This is a genomic window from Bacteroidia bacterium, assembly GCA_027493955.1.
Taxonomy (GTDB): Bacteria; Bacteroidota; Ignavibacteria; order SZUA-365; family SZUA-365; genus JAOSJT01.
In genome coordinates this window covers 279,685-298,668 of the sequence record JAOSJT010000001.1, presented here as the reverse complement: position 1 = coordinate 298,668, position 18,984 = coordinate 279,685, and the positions used below count along the sequence as shown (strand labels likewise).

Below are 18,984 nucleotides of genomic sequence, written 5' to 3'. Positions count from 1 at the left end.
TCCGTTTATTGACGTCTGTTCAGGGCGATGCGCCGCGCCGCGAGAACGGCTTCCTTCATACTCTCGGCACTTGCAAGCCCATGGGAGGCGATTCCGTACGCAGTACCATGGTCCGGTGATGTGCGGACTATCGGCAAACCGCAGCTGACATTCACACCCCGGCCCTGCGCCTGCATTTTGAACGGGATGAGGCCCTGGTCGTGATACATCGCGATGATGAGATCGTACAGGGTCTTGTTGTGCGTGGAGAAAAAACCATCCGCTGCGAACGGTCCCTCGATGCTTCCGGCTTCGTCGCGCATCGCTTCGATGGCCGGAATGATGATGTCGCGCTCCTCGCTGCCGAGGTAGCCGCCATCTCCGGCATGAGGATTGAGCGCCAGGACGGCGAGCCGGGGATTATCCACGCCGAAATCCGTCGTCATTGCCCGGAGACCCAGCCGCAGGGTACGTTCGACCGCCTGCCGTGTCAATGCCGGCGCGATGGCGCTGACGGGCATGTGCACGGTGACGAGTCCGACCTTCATCGTGTTGCCGGAGAGGATCATGATGACGTCGTCTCCACAACCGCAGAAATCCGCAAGCATTTCGGTGTGTCCGTGATATCCGCTTCCCGCCAAACCGATGGCCTCCTTGGAGATCGGAGCGGTTACCAAGGCGTCCGCCCGTTTCGCGAACACGTCGTCAAACGCGGCCCGCACTGCGTCCAGGCTCGCTTTTCCGGACAACGGTGTCGGCTTGCCGATTTCCGCCGCCTGAAAATGTGAGCCGAGATCCACCATATTCAAACGACCCTGCTGCGCCGTCGCGGGAGTGCGTACCGCGTCGACGGGAATATGCTGTAAGCCCAGGCGATGCGCATACCACTCGAACGCCGCGGCGGGACCGTATACGACCGGAATACACACGTCGAACAATTCCGAGCGATCGAAGGCTTTGAGTATCACCTCGGGACCGATGCCGTTGACGTCACCCGCAGATATAGCGATAATCGGTAAATCCATGTTAGTCCTCCATCAGACGGTAGTTTCCGTTTTGCCGGCTGTCCGCGAAGCGAAACGTCTTTCCCAACGACGGGTAGGACCATATCTCTATGGAGGGTTCGCCGCTACGAAATATCCGTTCCGTATCCTCCGGGGCGCCAAAGAGAATGTACACCTTTCCACGATCAGTCGTGATCCCGTTCGCTTCGTAGAGCGTCTGGAATTTGTAATAGGCGTCATCACAACGGATGAAATATTCTGCCATCATTTCATTGAAAGCCGTACCGGGAGTGGGGTCGCGCTCGCTCCAGAAGCGACGGAACTGCTGACGCTTGTAGCTCTCATCGCCATCGTTCATCTGTTTGAGCTGTTCGCGGGTAAGAATATGCCGCATGGCCTCGATAGCGAAATCGATGTCGCGCATCGAGTACGGCATGTCACGCCAGAATATCTCGGTGTCGACGGTCATCGTGTCGGCCGATTCCCCGGAGCGGGAGATGACGCGCAGTGTGTAAGGCCCCGTGTCCGCGCTCTCGCTCGGTACGGCAAGGAGCGTGAATTGCCCGACGCAGGAAGCACAATCGGTGTAGCGGAAATCCTCCACCACTCCATCCGCGCGGCGAAGCGACTTCCGTCGCACGACCTCTGTCGGCTGCACCTGGCCCTCGAACACGATCTCGCGCGTGCGGCCGCGTCGTTCGAGAACGATATACCAGTCTCCTTCCCGTCCGGCTTCGGAAGGGATAGCCAAAGCGGCTGGTCTCGCGAAAGGCAGGTATCCCGCGTAGCCGTACGCGCCGCTCATCCCTGCCATGGAATCCACTTCCAGAATGATCGGCGTCCCCAACGCTGGCGCGTCGAAGCGCCTGATGCTGAAGGACTTGTTTATGGCGCTCTCACGAGTCGAACCCCTGTCCGAAACGACGATCAGTGCGGAATATTCGCCCGCTTCCAGAAACAGCGTTCGCTGGAGCAGGAGAAACTGATCCCGCCGATCTGTTTCCGAATAGCCGTTCGCCGCAGTGGATGCACCGAAATTCATGGACCCGATAGATACCCCATCTCTGCGGAGATCGACCGACACATCCACACCGCCATGAAACGGTGCATCGGTGACAGCGTCTTTGCCGCGTTCGAATACCATGAAATCATACGACACCCGAAGCAACAGGTCTGCACGTCCGACACCGGCGCTATCGGACAGGCCGGGGACAACCTCCGCGTAGAGGAGCTGCCCATATTTCAAACGTTGTTCCGGCTGCCCCAACGCGCCCGGGGCGATGAGGCAACTCAGCAGAATCGCTGTCAGCAGGGAGTGTCGCATGTTAGACATCGAGGTTTCTGACGTATTTCGCATTCCGTTCGATGAATTGACGACGCGGCTCGACGGAGTCGCCCATCAGGATCTGGAAAAGACGATCGGCCTCCGCGGCGTTTTCGAGCGTCACCAGCAACAGCGTGCGCGTTTCGGGATTCATCGTCGTTTCCCAAAGCTGCTCCGGATTCATCTCACCCAGACCTTTGAAGCGGCTGATCGTGATACCGTCCTTGCGTGTGACGATCTCATCGCCGTCTGTCGATACCGGCTCCGCGTCATCCGACGCTTCGACGATTTTCTGGCCGCGCAGGACTTTAATGATTTCATCGCGCTCGTCGTCGTCGAAGGCGTAACGCTCCACTTTCCCCTTCTTGATTTTGTACAGGGGAGGCTGGGCGATGTACACCTTGCCGTTTTCGACCAGCGCCCGCATGTAGCGGAAGAAAAAGGTCAGCAACAGCGTACGAATATGGCTGCCGTCCACATCGGCATCGGTCATGATGATGATCTTGCCGTACCGGAGCGAGCTGAGGTCAATGTCGTCCTCCCCACCGATGCCCGCGCCCATGGCGGAGACGATGGCGTTGATTTCCTGATTCTCAAGAATCTTGTGAAGCCGGGCTTTTTCCACGTTGAGAATTTTTCCCTTGAGCGGGAGAATCGCCTGAAAACGCCGGTCCCGTCCCTGTTTGGCTGAGCCGCCTGCCGAATCGCCCTCAACGAGATACACTTCGCAATGCTCCGGATCGGTGATGGAGCAATCGGCCAGCTTACCCGGCAAACTGAGGGAGTCCATGGCATTTTTGCGTCGCGTCAGGTCGCGCGCCCTCCGTGCGGCCTCTCGTGCTTCGGCGGCGCGAACGGCTTTTTCGATGATGCGTTTCGCCGTCGGGGGATTCTGTTCGAGATACAGAGAAAGCTGTTCGAAAATGATGGTTTCGACGATACTCTTGGTCTCGCTGTTCCCCAGTTTGGTCTTCGTCTGCCCTTCGAACTGCGGTTCTGCGACCTTGACGCTGAGCACCGCCGTCAATCCTTCACGGAAATCGTCGCCCCCCATGGTGAGCTTGCCTTCCTTGACCAGGCCGTTCTTGTACGCATAGTTGTTGAGTGCGCGCGTCAGTGCGGATTTGAAGCCGATGAGATGGGTACCCCCCTCATGCGTGTTGATGTTGTTGACGTAGGTGAAAATGTTTTCCGTATAGGAGTCATTGTACTGCATCGCCAATTCAACCGGCGTATTGTCGCGCATGCCTTCGACGTATATCGGCTTCTTCATGAAGCTCTGCCGGTCGGTATCGATGTACTGCACAAAGTCCACCAGTCCGCCCTTGAAAAAGTACACCGCCTCTTCGCCGTCACGTTCATCCTTAATCGAGATGCGAATGGTCTTGTTGAGATACGCGAGTTCGCGCAGCCGCTCCTCGAGATAGGTGAAACGGAACTCGGTGGATTTGAAGATCTGGTTGTCCGGCAAAAACGTCACCTTGGTGCCGGTCTTTTTCGTTTTGCCGAGGGTCTTGATGCCATGCTCGGGAGCGCCACGCGAATACCGCTGCACGTAAATGTTGCCCTCGCGGTAGATTTCCACCTCAAGCCATTCGGACAGCGCATTCACAACCGACACACCGACGCCGTGGAGACCGCCGGAAACCTGGTACGTCTGTTTGTCGAATTTTCCGCCGGCGTGCAGGGTACACATGACCACTTCCAGGGTGCTGATTTTTTTCACCGGATGGGGTCCGACGGGGATACCGCGGCCGTTGTCTTCGATTGTGATGGACTCGTCCTTATGGATGGTGATATCGATTTTATCACAAAACCCTGCAAGCGCCTCGTCAATCGAATTGTCAACGACCTCGTTCACGAGATGGTGCAATCCGCGGACACCGACATCGCCGATGTACATGGCGGGACGCTTCCGAACCGCTTCGAGGCCTTCGAGCACCTTGATGCTGGTTTCGGAGTATTGTTTTGCGAGTTCTTCTTTTTCCTTGGTCATGGTTGGTGTATGCCTGTAGTATGAGAATTATTTGCCAATGCAGAATCGGGAAAAGATCCCGTTGAGAATATCGTCCGTGGTAACGACGCCGATTATCTCGCCCAGGGCGTCGGCGGCCTCCCGCAGTTCGACTGCGATGCATTCTTCCGTCCGGCCCGCCTCCGCTGCAGATGCTGCCCGCCCCAGCGCGGTGATCCCCCGCTCGATACACGCGGCATGCCGCACGTTCGTAACGACGACTTCGTAGGACGCAGGGAGCATGCCGATGTTCGCGGCGACATCGGCGAGCCGCTGAAGCAATACATCCAGGCCGGTTCCATGCAATGCCGAAATGCTGACGAGGTCTGTATCCGTTACCAATGGATGCGTGTGGAGATCGCATTTGTTCAGGACGCCGATACATCGTGCTCCGATATCCGCAGCCAGGCTCCGCAGCACCTCGAGTCCTTCGCTCTCCGCAGGATCATCGATGATGCCGCATACGATGTCCGCGTCGCGAAGTTGTTCCGTGCTCGCGGAGATACCGAGTTGTTCGACTCGATCATGCGTCTCGCGCAACCCTGCCGTATCAACGAAGCGGAACGGACGTCCGTGCAGCATCATCTGTTCTTCGATATAATCGCGCGTGGTGCCCGGTACATCGGTCACGATTGCGCGCTGCGTGCCGAGCACGGCATTCAGAAGACTGGATTTGCCGACGTTGGGCTTCCCGAGCAGCACGACTTTCACACCCTCGCGAATGATCCTCCCGCTGCGAAAGGTGGCGAGAGCATCCCGCAGTTTGGCTTCCGCCTGTGCGATATCTGAGCGCAGTCGTTCGGCAGTGAGAAATTCGACATCCTCTTCGACGAAATCCAGACTCAGTTCCAGCATACCGAGACAGTGTAATAACGAAGAGCGGATTCCTTCGACGAAGCTCGACAGCCGTCCCTCGAGTTGCCGGACCGATGCCTGATGCGCATCCTCGCTTTGTGCATGGATGAGATCGGCGACAGCTTCCGCCTGCGACAAATCCATTTTTCCATTGAGAAAGGCCCGGCGGGTGAATTCGCCCGGTTCGGCGTGACGTACCCCTGCCGCGTAGAGCCGATCGAGCACTGCCCTGTATGCTGTCGCCCCGCCGTGGCAGCTGATTTCCACGCTGTTTTCTCCTGTATACGAGCGAGGGGCCCGAAACACTGCGGCAAGTACTTCGTCGATGGTATGGCCTTGCGGATTCAGGACATGTCCATGGTGCATGGTGTGCGAAGAAGCCTGCCGTAGATCCCCGCCGCGGAACACCGCCGCGACGCAGTCGATCGCGTCCGCGCCGGACACCCGTATCACCGCGAGCCCGCTCACACCCGGTGGTGTGGCGAGGGCGGCGATGGTGTCTTCCTGGTGTATGGCTGTGTTCATCGTTGCTGTCACCGGACCCGTATTTCCCGAACCAATTCTTCACCGGCTGCGGTATTGATTCTCTCCAGAAGTTCCCTGCGCATGCTGTGCAGCTCCATTCTCCAGGTTGCATCAGGAACTGTAAGCCAGAGTACTCCATCGTGAAAACGATTCGGTGTCGCCTGACGGGCCACCGCCTCGCCGACATACTCGACCCAGCGGATCAACACCTGCTGCTCCCTGACGTGGCGGTCCATTCCGCGCCTCTCCAGTGCGGCGTGCATGGCGTTAGCGAGCGAGGATGTTTTTCCCAACCCCTTCATGCCACATCCGCCAGTCTGTACACGCCGCCACTCTCGATGCGCAGCGCGTGATGATCGCCGGGTGCGCCGTCCAAAACATGGAGGAGACTCGTATGTGCTGATGTAATGAAGGTTTGCCCGAGTCCCTGTGTCAGAGCGAGCACACGGTCGAGACGCGCATCATCGAGCTCACTGAAAACGTCGTCCAGCAACAGCAATGGGGTCTCATCCAGATGCTCGTCAAGATAATGATACTCGGCGATTTTCAAGGCGATGAGAATGGTCTTGTGCTGACCCTGCGAGGCCTGCGCCCGTACGTCGAGACCGTTGAGCATGATGGACAGATCGTCGCGATGCGGCCCCATGCTGGTGACGCCCCGGCGTAGGTCCGAAGGTCTGCGCTCGATTAGCTCGGTCAGGTACTGCGCTGCGGCATCCCCGGACGTGATGTCGGCGCTACAGCTGCCGACGTAGTTGATGTCGACACTTTCCCGTCCTTCGATGATACCGGACATGGACTGATGCACATAGGGGAGATACTGCCCAATGAATTCCGCGCGCTTGCGGAGGATACGCACGCCGGATTCTGCAAGCGCCTGATCCCAGGCGTCAATAACGCCGGCAATGGCGCTCAGCCGGCCGTCCGCCTCGGCGAGCAGGGTGTTGCGCTGCTTGAGGACGCGCCGATAGGTCAACAGATCTTCGAGATAGTTGTGATGGACCTGCGAAAGCACGAAATCGATGAAGGCCCTTCGTTCCGCAGGACCGCCAGAGGTAATGGGGCGGTGTTGCGGTGAGAGCGCCACCAGGGGGAACATGCCGATGAGATCCGACGCGGCGTCGAGCGGGGTGAAGTCCACTTCGATGCGCTTGCGCTGGTCCAGGGGATATTCCACGGTCACATGCCGTCTGCTCCGTGTCGAAGTGGTAAAGGCTCCTTCGAGCGAGAATTGCTGAGCGCCGATGGCGACCAGCCCCTTGTCCTGCCGGGTGACAAAACTGCGGGAGGTGCACAACAGGGAAATCGCTTCAAGGACGGTCGTTTTACCCGCGCCGTTCTCACCAAGCAGCAACAGCGTTCCTTCCGGACAATCAATATCCGTCGCAGAGTGGTTGCGAAAATTGGCGATACGCAGACGGTTCAGAAGCATGCTCAGGCATTCAATCGCAAAGGCATGACAAGCATGAGAATATCGAGATCGGGGTCCTCCTGTTTCGGACGCACAAGTCCGGCACGGGAGGAGGCGCTGAACAGGAAATGCACGTCATCCGACTCGAGATGCTGCAGCGCTTCGGAGACGTAACGGGCGTTGAAGCCAATTTCCAGTTCATCATCGTCGCTGAATACGGCGGGGATGGTCTCGCGGGCTTCGCCGCCGAAATCGATATCCTCCGCCGCTACACGCAGTTCTTCTTTGGAAACGGCGAAGCGCACCTGATTGGTGATCGCGTTCGAGAAAATCGAACAGCGGTGCACTGCGGCGATAAGCGCCGCGCGGTTCACCTCAAGCACCTTGTCGTTTTCCTGAGGTATGACGCTCTCGTAGTTCGGGTAGCGCTCGTCGATGATGCGCGAGAGAAGCAGCATGTCTCCAAAGGTTATACGGACGTTCGTGCGCCCGAATACGACATGTACGTCACCGTCGCCCAGCGATTTCGAAACCACGTTCAGCGCTTTGGCGGGAATGATGACGTCGCGATCACCACCGCTGTGCGCTTCTGCAAGCTCGCCTTTATGACGGATACGGACGAGACGATGGCCATCCGTGGAAACTGCGTAGAACTCACCACCGCGCCACTGGAACAACACCCCCATCATGGACGGGCGGAGGTCGTCGGTACTTACGGCATACACAGTTTTGGCAATAATCCCTCGCAGAAGATCGGCCTTGATCTGCAGAGAAAAATCCTCCTCGAGTATCTGCGCCTCGGGAAAAGAGGATGCGCTCTCGCCGGCCATTTTATATTCGCCTTGATCAGTTTTGATACCGATACGACGGGTGCCCTCATCCGCAGTGAACAGGACATCCGTTGCGCTCAGAGCCCGAAGCGTCTCGTTCAGCTTCTTGGCCGGGACGGCGATTCGACCATCCTGCTCGCCCTGGACCTGCAGGGAAACCGTCATCGAAAGTTCCAAATCACTCGCGGTCAGTCGCAGGTCGTTTCCGGTCAGCTCGAACAACACACTCTCGAGAATGGGCAACGTGGACTTCGACGGCACCACACTGATGATTTTCGACAGTGCCTTGTGGAGATCGCTGCTGACGACGGAAAATTTCATTCTTGCCTCCGAAATTCGATAAAAAATATTCTGACCGACCGAGAGCGTGTCCATGAAGCCCGGGCGGATGACCTGAACCACCCCATTCCGGCATCGACGCTTTCAATCAATAAATATAGGAAAAAATCCGCTGGCATGCCAACGGATCTTCTCAGAAAGGAAAGGATTAACGCCTTATTTTTCAATGTGTTACAGCCGCAAACCAACCCCGGTCTCAGACATGGAAATCCTTGGTGACATCTTTGCCCTTGCGCGTGGAAATAACGCGGAATTCGTCCACGGACAGGGTGTGATCGGCGACAATTTTCAGCCTGATGAAATACTTGAGCATGAGCCGTCCCGCTTGCGAAATCGCTCCGTCCAGCAGGAAGGACTGCATTGCGGGATGGACGAGTACGGTGAGCCGCAACTCGCGACTGCGAACACGGAAGCGACGCAGCCAGCGTTCGATCTGTGTCAGGAGTGACGATTTTGAGAGCACGCGTCCCGTCCCCTGGCAGGTGGGACAGGCTTCGCTGATGGACATTTGGACGCTCTCTCGTTCGCGTTGGCGGGTTATCTGGATGAGACCGAACTCGGTGACCGGCAGGATGGTAAATTTCGCACGATCCTTGCGCATTTCGCGACGCATTTCATCGAACAGCTTCCGGCGATTTTCTTCCTGTTCCATGTCGATGAAATCGATCACAATGATACCGCCGAGATCACGGAGCCGGATTTGGTGGGCGATTTCACGCGCCGCTTCCATGTTCGTTCGCAGGGAATTCTGTTCCTGTTCCCTTTTCGCGGCATAGCGTCCACTGTTGACGTCTATCACCTTCATCGCCTCGGTATGTTCGATGATGATGTATCCGCCGCTTTTCAGCCAGACCTTGCGGCTCATGGACTGCTCGATTTGTTTTTCGATGCCGTAGGTATCGAAAATGGGTTCGCGGTTTCCGTGATACTCAAGCACGTCCACCTTGTGGGGGGCGACGAGGTTGAGGTAGGCGCGAATCTCGCGGTACATGCGCCGTGAATCCACCGCAACCCTGCGCACATCTTCTGAAAAGAGGTCGCGAATGGTGCTGGTGGAGGAATTCATGTCCTTGTACAGAAGTGCCGGGGCCGAAGATTTTTTCATGGTGCGCTCAATGTCGCGCCATGTCGTCAGGAGTGCTTCCAGATCAGCGCGCAGAATATCCTCGGCCTTGCCTTCAGCCACCGTGCGAATGATGACTCCGAAGCGGCCGGGTAGCATGGAGCGAACGATGCGCCGCAGGCGCCGTTTCTCCTTGAAGCTCTGTATTTTGCGTGAGACCCCCACCAGCTCGTCGTAGGGCATCAGCACCAGAAAGCGCCCGGGAAGCGCGATTTCGGTTGTCACGCGTACCCCCTTGTTTCCCACCGGCTCCTTGAAAATTTGAACGGCGACCTCCTGGCCGCGGCTCAGCGTCACATGTGACGGCGGTCGCCGGCGCCGGCGCTGGGGCTTGGCGTCCGACGTGTTGGACGCACTCTCCTCTGTCGCAACGACGGCGGCTTCGTCCACGACCACGGAGTCCGCCCCTCTGTCTCCCGCTTCGGTTCGCACCTGCCGAAACGCGTCACTGACATCGGAATAGTGGAGAAACGCATCCTGTTCGAGCCCTATATCGATGAAGCTGGCTTGAATGCCCGGCATGACCTTTGCGACGGTTCCGAGGTAAATGTCGCCGACCATACGCTCTTTTTCTTCGCTCTCGACGAAGAGTTCGGCCAGTTTCCCGTCTTCGACAATCGCGACTCTCTGCAAATTGTCCGACGCGTTGATAATGATTTCCTTTTGCATACGATCCTGTAGTGTTCCATGGCGTGAGCCCGTGCCTTGAGGAAGGCACGGGCCGGCCAAACTATGCGCGGGAGAAACCCGCGCGATACTCAAAGTTGGGACTGCAGCGACAATCTGAGCCCGTCGAACGGAAGAACCTCACGGCACACACCGCTCGAACAAATCAGACCACCGCGTTCCGTCCCGTACATAATGGTCGCGGTATGATGCGTACCGATGCGGTAGGCCAATTCCGCCGCGCGCCAGAAATCCTTTCCGGAAGCGTCGCTCTGGTCCGTTGTATATTCCACACGCACCGTCGCGGTCCACTGTCCCGCACGTGCAAGCGACAGCGACACGAACTCGTTGAAAAAGTTCGGTTTCGTGCGATTGAAGCTGTCATGGAAGAATTGTTGTTCCAGATTCAATCCGATGCTGTACTCTTCGTCCAGCAGATACTCCACACGGATGGGCAAAGTCGAACTCGCCTGCACATGACCGAGATTCCCCTCGTATTGATTGACCCAACGACGGTTGAACGCGGCACGTATGAATGAACCGCCGTCGAAGTACCACTCCAATTCACCGTACAATTCCCAGAACGGCGAGAACATCGGGTCAAGACTCGGCATGAAACGTACGTCGCGTTCCCACGTGACGAGGAAGCCATTGTTCGACGTATAGCCCTTCTGCCTGCTCGCCGCAGAGCCGTTCAGGTTCACGGTCAGGGTGGGCGATACTGCGTAATACACATCCAGTTGCATGCCGATTTCATCGTTAAAATCAACGACATGCGGCGTGCGGGAAAGCAGCGTGAACACATGTTCCTTGTGTACGATCGGAGGATTTTGCATCGGGAGCATGCGGCTCGGACGATTGGGATCGCGGCCCTCCTCGCCCACCGGATCGAAGCGGTAATCCTTGTATTCGAACGTCACACCGAGACCGATGTCTGAGGTATAGGCCAGACTTCCGTACAAACCGTCACCGTACGAAAAACCCGACGCATTCGTGCCATCCGCCTGAGGACGGAGAAAGGACGAGCGTTTCGAGGCTTTCTGCACATGCAGGTCAAATCCGTAGCCGCTGAGCGATACCATGGCTTCCGGAATGTCGGCATGCACACGGTCCAGACCGAAGGCACTGGGCAGTTCACCCTCCGCACCGACCATGCTTGCACCGAAGCGCACATATTCCAGCGGCATGAACTCGATATGCCCACTTTTGACGGAGTAGGTTTCGATGCGTTCGGAATTGAGCAAGTCATAGTATCGCATCTTGCCCATGGCAAAAATGGCATTCGTCCAGTCGTTGCGATAAATACCGCGCACGCCGTCGAGACGCGTATCGTAATTGATGCCGCGGTTCTCGAAGAGGTTCATCGCGAGACCTTTGCCGTACAGCGTATAGAAATCGCCGGCACGCAGTTCCAGACCGGCACGGGAGAATTCCACATACCGCTTCCGGATTCCGTTGAAACGCGGCCCGAACTCGGGGGGATCGTCGTAGAGATGCTCGAAGCCGACTGTAAAATCGTCCCAAAACAGGCGTACACTGGCCTGATTTTCGATGTACTCTTTCGCGGTATTGACACCGCCCACCACCTGCGTTCCGTTGCCGTAGCGCATATAGTTCGAGACGGAGTATTGTACCTGCGCACGGAGAGCGGTGGCACAAAGCACCGTGATGGCGAAGACGAGAAGCAGACGTTTCATACGCTACTCCACAATGGATCGGATTTCATCTTCGAGCTTCTTCTCATCGCCCGGGATGAAGCCCGTATGCTTCGCGATGAGCTTTCCGTCGCGGTCGACCAGCAATGAATAGGGCATGCTTTGACCATTCAGCTTCTTGAAGGCCTCGCTGTTCGGGTCCATCCAAAACTCGTAGGGAAGCTTTTGGGAAGTGACATACGCTTTCACCTTCGCGAGACTGCGTGGATTATCGAGGTTGATGGCGATGTAATGGAAATTCTTGTCCTTGAGCTTGTTGTAGGTCTCGACGAGCGATTTCATTTCCTGCTTGCAGGGTTCACACCACATCGCCCAGAAACTGAGCAGAATGGCTCCTTTTTCGCCGCCGGCCTTTACCTTGTCGAGGTACTTCTGGAAGGACTGGTCCTTGCCATTGATGTCTTTGAGGTGGAAGTTCACCGAAGTGAGATCCTGCGCACTGCTGGTGAGCATCGCTCCGCAGAGCAAAAGGAGAACGAAGAGCGAGAATTGTTTCATGTCTATTCCTTTAGTGACCGGTGATATCCGCATGATTGGGTGCCGTGACGTGGAGTTCGTAGATGTTCAGCACATCCCGCAAAGCGTCTGTGGAGACGTATTGATATGCGTGCATGCCGAGTGCGCCCGCGGCGGTGGTATACGCAGCGATGTCGTCCACGTACAACGCTTCCTCCGGAGCAATGCCGCACGCAGTCAGCGCATTCTGAAAGATACGCGGATCGGGCTTTGCGAAGCCGCATTCATAGGAGAAAACAGTGTGATCAAAGAGCGCGAATGCCTCGGGAAAACGCGCGCGCGCGAAGTCTATATGGAGTGGATTCGTGTTGGAAAGCATGACCAGCTTTACACGCCCGCGAACCTCGGTGAGTAGATCGAAATACTCGCGATTAAGCCAGAATATGTCTCCCCACACCTCGAAAAACCGGGCTTTGTCCAAACCGTCAGGCAGGTTCAGCACGGCGGCAAGGAGAGGAAGAAATTCGTCGGCGTCCACTTCCCCGGTTTCGAAATCCCCGACAAGAGACCAAAAGGCACCCTTGGATCCCTGCTCACGCAAGACTCCGGGATACAATTCTTCCAGGCGCCTGCGGATAATGCGGTGGTCGAAATGCAGCAGCACATTCCCGAGGTCGCTGATCAAAGCGCGTATCATGCCGGCAGTACCTCCGAAATTCGGTCCAGAGCGAGCTCCGCTAGCATGAAAGCGCCGTTCGTGCAGCGAAGGAGTACATCCCTGGCTTTGGGAGACAACGCCAGTTCCGATACTGGCAGAAATGTGCGTTCTTTGCTCACTCGTCCGGTGACACAGGCATCGGCAGCAAGCACGAAAAAACAAGGACCACGGAGTGTACGGAAAGTCCGATGTTCTCCGGCGCTGTTGGCGATCATGGCGGGACGTTGCGCAGCATCGGCACAAAAATCCGTAAATGGCGATTCAGAATCGTTCAATTGCCTGTTGCACACAGGGGAAGCGTCCTTGGGTTGGAAAACGGGAACAACGGTCCTGACACGAAAATTTCTCCATGCGACGGGGTGCCGTCGTGATCGGGTAAGGTGAAGTCAGGTGCTGAGGTGTTTAACGCGAGCATGAAATTCGCTGCAAGAGTCCAATAGAGTAAAATACTCAATGAACAGGGTGAATCAAATGAACTCGGAAGGTGAATTATCCGCCGTGAATTACCCCCGCAGTATGCGGACAAATGACGTCAAACCTTCTGTAATCACCGAGAGGGTGACGGTATAATCAGAGAAAGCGAACAACGGACCGGGGGCCTTCGGCTGAGAGGTTTGGATACTGGGCTTTCGGCCGCGGGCAGGATGAGTGTTCCAACATCGCCGCTCCGGAGCAGTGCCTGATGTTGGTGTTTCAGGAAATCATTGTTTTCATCGGGCACATTTTTTTTGCACCCGTCGTGGAGCAACGTTGTTCCATTTTCTAATCTTGCCTGAAGCGCGTAGGTTGTTGTATGGGCAATTTCTCATGGGGCACAGTATGAAGAATCAGTGTTTTTGGCTATTTAAAACCGAGGCGGAATCCTACAGCATCGACGATCTGCAGCGCGACGGAAACACATGCTGGGACGGTGTACGGAACTATCAGGCACGCAATATGCTGCGAGACGAGGTAAAGGTGGGTGACGGTGTGTTGTTCTACCACAGCAATGGGGATCCACCCGCCATTGTGGGGATTGCCGGCGTGACACAGGCCGGTTATCCCGATCACACGCAATTCGAAACCGGTCACGCAAAATTCGATCCGAGGGCCACAGTCAAATCCCCACGCTGGTTCATGGTCGACATTTCTTTTGTGGAAAAGTTCCGCTCGCCGCTCCCTCTGGAGTCCTTGCGCGATATCCCCGAACTCGCGGATATGGAATTACTCCGTAAAGGCAGCCGCCTCTCGGTGCAGCCGGTCCGCCCGGCCGAATGGAAAAAAATCCTTGCGATGGCGAAATCCTCCGTTCGCTGACTGCGCCACGAAATTATTTCCGTTCGACTCCGCTCAAGAAACAAAGAGCGAGACAGCAGCAGATGACCCAGAACGGATATCGTGATCGCGATGGGAGCTGGGAACGGTATCGCTCCCGCATCACGCGCCGCGTGCATTCGGTTTCGAACCCTTGCGTTTCTTTTATCGCCGCAATAGCCGCGAGAAAAACCAAATCCCCTGAAACAGCAGCGTTACTTCAACAGACGTATAGCCCGTGTCACGACTTGCCCGGGCGTGTGCAACACAGTCCAGTAAAGACCGGAGGGCAGGTTCCGGGCGTCGAAAGCCACGCGATATGCGCCTGGCTCTATGCTGTCATCCAGGAGCGTAGCGACTCGGCGGCCGAGCATATCCAGTACGTAGATCTGCGTATGGCCTCGCTCGATGACTTCGTACTCGATAATCGTATGGCTGTTGAACGGATTGGGATGGTTTTGAGCAAGCCGCAAACGTCCTTCACCTCCAAAGAGCCGCTCTCCGCCCTGCTCGCACACCGGCATGTCGAATCTTCCGTCAATACGTGTGACCACGACGCCGCTGTTGTTCCAGTGAAATGTCTCGATGATCAAGGGCGTTGAACTTGCATTTCCCAATGTTGCCACGAGCCGCAGTTCCGAAAGTACAGGATTACCCTCGACAAGAGACCCGCTGATATCCAGAATACGTTCGCCATTCACCACACGTCCGCCGGGATCGCCGTTCAACGGACTGAGCATGCTGCTGTTGAATCGTATGGTTGCGGTAAACGTCGTCACTCCCGCCTCACGGAGATACTGCGCGGCAAGAAGATTCATCGGGATACGGACTTCCTCACCCGGCTGTGCGGTAAGCACGGGCAGACCGACAGTACTTGTGGCCATCTCGCTCAGCGGAATCAGTATGGGCCGGGAAAGTGCGCTGCATCCGAACGGTGTACGCACGCGGACGCGATACCAAACGCCAAAACTGAAGACGAGTGTATCCGACTCTTCTCCAGGAATCGGCTGTAGTGAACCTGCGTCATCCTCGTACCACTCGTAAAGATAGCCCGCCGGTGCGCGCAGCAGGCGGCCATCACGCGTAATGACCGGTTCAGGAGGATTCGGATGCACGATAACCCGGACCGATTCCGCATTGCCCTCGCAACCCTCGATGTTGACTACGCGGACGCCGTAAACACCACTTGCCCGCACAACGATACTCTGTGTTGCTTCGCCGCCGGACCAGCTCCACGACGCAAACGCCTCACTGGTTCGCAGGCGGACACTGTCTCCTTCACAGAACTCAAGCGGACCGTCGGCAACGATTACCGGCTGCGGGTTCGGCAGTATGCGCGCTTGCAGCGTGTCGCTGACGCCGCGGCAGCCATCGGCGGTGACCACGTGTGCCCATACCACCAACGGACTGCGCAATGCAATCGTTTTTCCGCGGCTCCCGGTGTTCCATTCGATATCGGCATAATCACCCATCACCTCGATGAGAACACTGTCGCCCTCGCACACTGCGGCAGACGACACAAAACGCAGTTGCGGACGCGGCTGTGGATAGAGCAAGACCTCCACTTCCGGTGACACCCCTGTGCATCCTTCGGCCGTCGTCACTGTGACGGAATAACGACCGGCAGTAGAAACGATGAGCCTGCTGCCCGTTGCGCCGTTGGACCATGCATAGGAAACATACCCTCCGGGAGCGCGAAGTTCCACCGAATCCCCTGAACAGAAACGCAGAGGACCCGAGGCGGAGATCACGGGGCGGGGATTGGGGAGGACACTGACGGTGATCATGGTGTCACCCCGGCAGAAGGCAGACCCGAGTAATATTTCTACCGCGACGGTGTAGCTTCCATCGCTGTCCCACCGCACCGTAATTTCACGTGTACCGTCGCCGGAGAGAATAAAACCGCCGTTTACCGACCACCGGTACACCGCAGCTCCGGCGTCCTGCACGCTATACCGCACCTCTGCTCCCGTACAGACAACCGAAGGGCCTGTGATCACGGGTTGCGGCTGATCCGTCACGGAAACCTGAATGGTATCCGAGAAGCTGCGACAGCCGTCGGGACTAATGCCTTCACACCAATAGCGGCCGCTCGTGCCGATGCGTATATTTCTGCTGGTGGCGCCGGTATTCCATTTGTACGATGCCATGGTGCCACCAGCATCAAGCGTCACGCTGTCGCCGGTACAGAGCAAGGTCGGTCCGCTCGCACTCAGCCGCATCGGAAGTCTGGCAAAGACCGTGACGCGGACAGAATCGTAGTACGCGCAACCATCACGATCGAGGACGCGAAGATGGTACCACGTGGACGTATCGGGATTGGCCATGGGGTCAAGGACATCGGCGGCAGTCAATCCGATCGATGGCGTCCATAGCACCGAATATGGCGGACGTCCCCCGCGCGCACTGCCGCCGAGCTGGACGGGCTCACCGGGACACATAACCCTGTCGGGTCCCGCATCCGCCGAGAGATCGGAAATGAACACGTTGACCGTGTCTTTCACCTCACAGCCGCTGCCGTTTGTCGCCGTCACGACATAGGTCAAATTTCTCGGAGGACGCACCGAAGGCGTTGGACTGTATGGATTGTCCAGACCTGTCGTAGGACTCCAGACATAGGTAACCGGGCTATGCGACCACTGCGCATCGTTTCCGATGGTCACTCTTTCTCCGGGACAGATCATTCTGTCCGGACCCGCATCGAGAGTGATCCATGAGACTTCGAGGCGCACGGAATCAATGGTTTCGCAGCCATTTCTGTCCCGCACGCGCACCGTATATGTAGTCGTAACATCCGGTTTCGCGAGCGGTCTGGGCATATTTGTGCTGGTCAGGCCCGCGGCCGGGCTCCAGCTGTATGTGTATGGTTCGCGGCCGCCTGACGCTTCTCCGCCGATGGCAACGACGGCACCTCTGCAGAACAGTGTATCCTTCCCGGCATCCACGCGCACGTCGCTCACCTCCACCGTGACAGAGTCGTACGCAGTGCATCCCGAGGCGCTGGTGACTTTCAGATGCCACGTTGTCGTGGTGATGGGTCTGGCAACGGGTGTGGCGATACGGGAATCGGACAATCCGGCAGCTGGTGTCCACTCATAGAGATAGGGTGGAGTGCCGCCAGTGGCCGGTGCTCCGATGAGAATCGAGCCACCTACGCAGACCACCGTATCTTCGCCCGCATACGCGACCGGGAGACTATCCACGCGGACAATGATGTCCTTCCAGGCGGAGCAGCCCGTCAGAGAGTCAGTGACGTGAAAACGGTACGTTCCAGCGGTTACCGGTGAAAGGTGAAGCACGCTGTCCCCGTGCGCATACCCGTCCCAGTAATAGTTGAAAACTCCCGTGCCGCCAGTGATGCGCGCCGGCAGATGGAGATCTCCACCGTCGCAGAGCAGCGTGTCGTCGGGAAGCAAAATAGTGAGCGGATCGGTTTCCCAGATATACAATGTATCGCGCACGAGGCCGGTGTTGCAGAAATCCGGGATGTAGAGGATGATCATTTCTCCATCATCGGAAATACCGTCGTCAAGTGCATCGACGGGGATGATCATACTGCTTTGACCAGGTTGAAAGGTCACCGTCTTGGTAATGGGAGCAAAATCGGTGCCCTCCTGTGCATTACCCAGCAATTGAAAGGTGATCTGCAACTGCTTGCTGATTTCACCACCCCGGAGAATTTCGAAAAGACCCGGCTGACATCCTTTTTCGTAGGCGTCACGGATGGCGCGCACTTCGAAGGCGTCGCCGGCATTGAAGCTGCCCTTTTTCAGAAACACACCGCTGTCGAGCACGTTGTCCTGCACATCGGTGATGGCGAGCTTCAGACGATAGGTCTCGCAGGGTGTCACAACAGACATGGCTTTGAGGACTTTCGTAAAGCCATCATACTGTACTGTTGCTCCCCCGGCGTTGTCGACGTAGTAGGGCGTGTTGCTCAGGTGGTTCACATTGTTGATGGCCACCGGGATAGCCACGCCGGGGACCAGGGCAATATTCTTCTTGCCGGTGATTCCCGGCCCGGAGATAAAAAATGCGAAAACGTCGTTGAACGGTGAGCCGACGTATTCCTCGTATTCCTCCGATGCAAAGACATACTCGAAACTCACCGTGTCCTGATAGGGGATGAAATCAAATTCCAGAACACAGGCATCGAAGGTGATGCGGTTGACCAGCGCGCTTAAATCGGCATCTCCCCCGGAAAACGCGGGGAAGCTGGCATCCTCCACATCATTCGGACCCGGAGCTATGCCGACCCATCCGCTGGTGAGCAGAATTCCTTCTGCCAGGCCGATATTGCTGCCACGGCCATCGAACCAACCCATTGCCCTTGGCCAGCCCCGCCGGGTGATGTTTGTGACATTCGCGCCTTCGCCGATGAAGTGCTTTCGTACCAGCTCCTCGAGCGGAATATCATCGCGCACGAGAAGCTGTGACGTGGAAGTTTGAGGAAAAAGCGAAACGAGTACCACGCAACACAGCAGCACGCCATACACAAGCGTGCGGCGTTGACTGCTATGACGATGTACTCGCGTTGTCGCAATAACCATCAGGTACCTCAATACGGAAAATAGGGTTTCCCGCGATGCCATGCCAAGGAGAAAATCGTACCCTCTCCACAGAATATTTTCCTCGCTGCAATGCGTGTTCCATCCCTGCACAATCTCGGTCGGATCGGGGCCTGAATTTGTACACGGATATGCACGATCTGAGATGGATGATGGCAGTTTTC

General features: G+C 56.9%; 13 protein-coding genes. 1 reads left to right on the top strand and 12 read right to left on the bottom strand.

Annotated elements, in window-relative coordinates; genetic code table 11:
• Window positions 1-5: 5 nt before the first annotated feature.
• The 11 genes from pdxA to M5R41_01145 all read right to left on the bottom strand — a co-directional run bounded on the left by pdxA (window position 6) and on the right by M5R41_01145 (window position 12,938).
• Entirely contained in the window at window positions 6-1,004 is a 999-nt protein-coding gene (gene pdxA, locus M5R41_01195) for a 4-hydroxythreonine-4-phosphate dehydrogenase PdxA (protein MCZ7555002.1), read from the bottom strand.
• 1 nt (window position 1,005) lies between these two features.
• On the bottom strand, window positions 1,006-2,307 hold the full coding sequence (locus M5R41_01190; GenBank protein ID MCZ7555001.1) for a GWxTD domain-containing protein: 1,302 nt from the start codon (window positions 2,305-2,307) through the stop codon (window positions 1,006-1,008).
• A gap of 1 nt (window position 2,308) precedes the next feature.
• Window positions 2,309-4,303 (bottom strand): DNA topoisomerase (ATP-hydrolyzing) subunit B, encoded by a 1,995-nt coding sequence (gene gyrB / locus M5R41_01185; GenBank protein ID MCZ7555000.1) that lies wholly within the window; start codon window positions 4,301-4,303, stop codon window positions 2,309-2,311.
• Between the two features lie 27 nt (window positions 4,304-4,330).
• A complete protein-coding gene (gene mnmE / locus M5R41_01180) occupies window positions 4,331-5,701 on the bottom strand; it encodes a tRNA uridine-5-carboxymethylaminomethyl(34) synthesis GTPase MnmE (GenBank protein ID MCZ7554999.1) in 1,371 nt (456 codons plus the stop codon).
• 8 nt (window positions 5,702-5,709) lie between these two features.
• Window positions 5,710-6,003, bottom strand: a complete 294-nt coding sequence (locus M5R41_01175) for a DUF721 domain-containing protein (protein MCZ7554998.1) — start codon at window positions 6,001-6,003, stop codon at window positions 5,710-5,712.
• On the bottom strand, window positions 6,000-7,133 hold the full coding sequence (locus M5R41_01170) for a DNA replication/repair protein RecF (GenBank protein ID MCZ7554997.1): 1,134 nt from the start codon (window positions 7,131-7,133) through the stop codon (window positions 6,000-6,002). The genes M5R41_01175 and M5R41_01170 overlap by 4 nt, the downstream gene beginning before the upstream one ends.
• Before the next feature lie 2 nt (window positions 7,134-7,135).
• A complete protein-coding gene (gene dnaN, locus M5R41_01165; protein MCZ7554996.1) occupies window positions 7,136-8,263 on the bottom strand; it encodes a DNA polymerase III subunit beta in 1,128 nt (375 codons plus the stop codon).
• A 214-nt stretch (window positions 8,264-8,477) separates the two neighbouring features.
• Window positions 8,478-10,073, bottom strand: coding sequence for an Rne/Rng family ribonuclease (locus M5R41_01160; GenBank protein ID MCZ7554995.1), 1,596 nt, complete (start codon window positions 10,071-10,073; stop codon window positions 8,478-8,480).
• 89 nt (window positions 10,074-10,162) lie between these two features.
• Window positions 10,163-11,767, bottom strand: a complete 1,605-nt coding sequence (locus M5R41_01155) for a DUF6029 family protein (GenBank protein MCZ7554994.1) — start codon at window positions 11,765-11,767, stop codon at window positions 10,163-10,165.
• Window positions 11,768-11,770: 3 nt separating this feature from the next.
• Entirely contained in the window at window positions 11,771-12,283 is a 513-nt protein-coding gene (locus tag M5R41_01150; GenBank protein ID MCZ7554993.1) for a TlpA family protein disulfide reductase, read from the bottom strand.
• Window positions 12,284-12,293: 10 nt separating this feature from the next.
• The gene (locus tag M5R41_01145) at window positions 12,294-12,938 is read right to left on the bottom strand and encodes an HAD family phosphatase (protein MCZ7554992.1); all 645 of its coding nucleotides are present in this window, start codon (window positions 12,936-12,938) and stop codon (window positions 12,294-12,296) included.
• 840 nt (window positions 12,939-13,778) lie between these two features.
• Between M5R41_01145 and M5R41_01140 the strand changes: the two genes are divergently transcribed.
• Window positions 13,779-14,255: an EVE domain-containing protein gene (locus M5R41_01140; GenBank protein ID MCZ7554991.1), complete on the top strand. Its 477-nt coding sequence runs from the start codon at window positions 13,779-13,781 to the stop codon at window positions 14,253-14,255.
• A 212-nt stretch (window positions 14,256-14,467) separates the two neighbouring features.
• Here the strand turns inward: M5R41_01140 and M5R41_01135 are convergent, their stop codons facing one another.
• On the bottom strand, window positions 14,468-18,802 hold the full coding sequence (locus tag M5R41_01135) for a choice-of-anchor L domain-containing protein (protein MCZ7554990.1): 4,335 nt from the start codon (window positions 18,800-18,802) through the stop codon (window positions 14,468-14,470).
• Between the last annotated feature and the right edge of the window lie 182 nt (window positions 18,803-18,984).

Excerpts from the sequence above, each read along its gene's own strand:
- pdxA (MCZ7555002.1), bottom strand. The coding sequence starts at position 1,004 with ATGGATTTACCGATTATCGCTATATCTGCGGGTGACGTCAACGGCATC.
- M5R41_01190 (MCZ7555001.1), bottom strand. The coding sequence starts at position 2,307 with ATGCGACACTCCCTGCTGACAGCGATTCTGCTGAGTTGCCTCATCGCC.
- gyrB (MCZ7555000.1), bottom strand. The coding sequence starts at position 4,303 with ATGACCAAGGAAAAAGAAGAACTCGCAAAACAATACTCCGAAACCAGC.
- mnmE (MCZ7554999.1), bottom strand. The coding sequence starts at position 5,701 with ATGAACACAGCCATACACCAGGAAGACACCATCGCCGCCCTCGCCACA.
- M5R41_01175 (MCZ7554998.1), bottom strand. The coding sequence starts at position 6,003 with ATGAAGGGGTTGGGAAAAACATCCTCGCTCGCTAACGCCATGCACGCC.
- M5R41_01170 (MCZ7554997.1), bottom strand. The coding sequence starts at position 7,133 with ATGCTTCTGAACCGTCTGCGTATCGCCAATTTTCGCAACCACTCTGCG.
- dnaN (MCZ7554996.1), bottom strand. The coding sequence starts at position 8,263 with ATGAAATTTTCCGTCGTCAGCAGCGATCTCCACAAGGCACTGTCGAAA.
- M5R41_01160 (MCZ7554995.1), bottom strand. The coding sequence starts at position 10,073 with ATGCAAAAGGAAATCATTATCAACGCGTCGGACAATTTGCAGAGAGTC.
- M5R41_01155 (MCZ7554994.1), bottom strand. The coding sequence starts at position 11,767 with ATGAAACGTCTGCTTCTCGTCTTCGCCATCACGGTGCTTTGTGCCACC.
- M5R41_01150 (MCZ7554993.1), bottom strand. The coding sequence starts at position 12,283 with ATGAAACAATTCTCGCTCTTCGTTCTCCTTTTGCTCTGCGGAGCGATG.
- M5R41_01145 (MCZ7554992.1), bottom strand. The coding sequence starts at position 12,938 with ATGATACGCGCTTTGATCAGCGACCTCGGGAATGTGCTGCTGCATTTC.
- M5R41_01140 (MCZ7554991.1), top strand. The coding sequence starts at position 13,779 with ATGAAGAATCAGTGTTTTTGGCTATTTAAAACCGAGGCGGAATCCTAC.
- M5R41_01135 (MCZ7554990.1), bottom strand. The coding sequence starts at position 18,802 with ATGGTTATTGCGACAACGCGAGTACATCGTCATAGCAGTCAACGCCGC.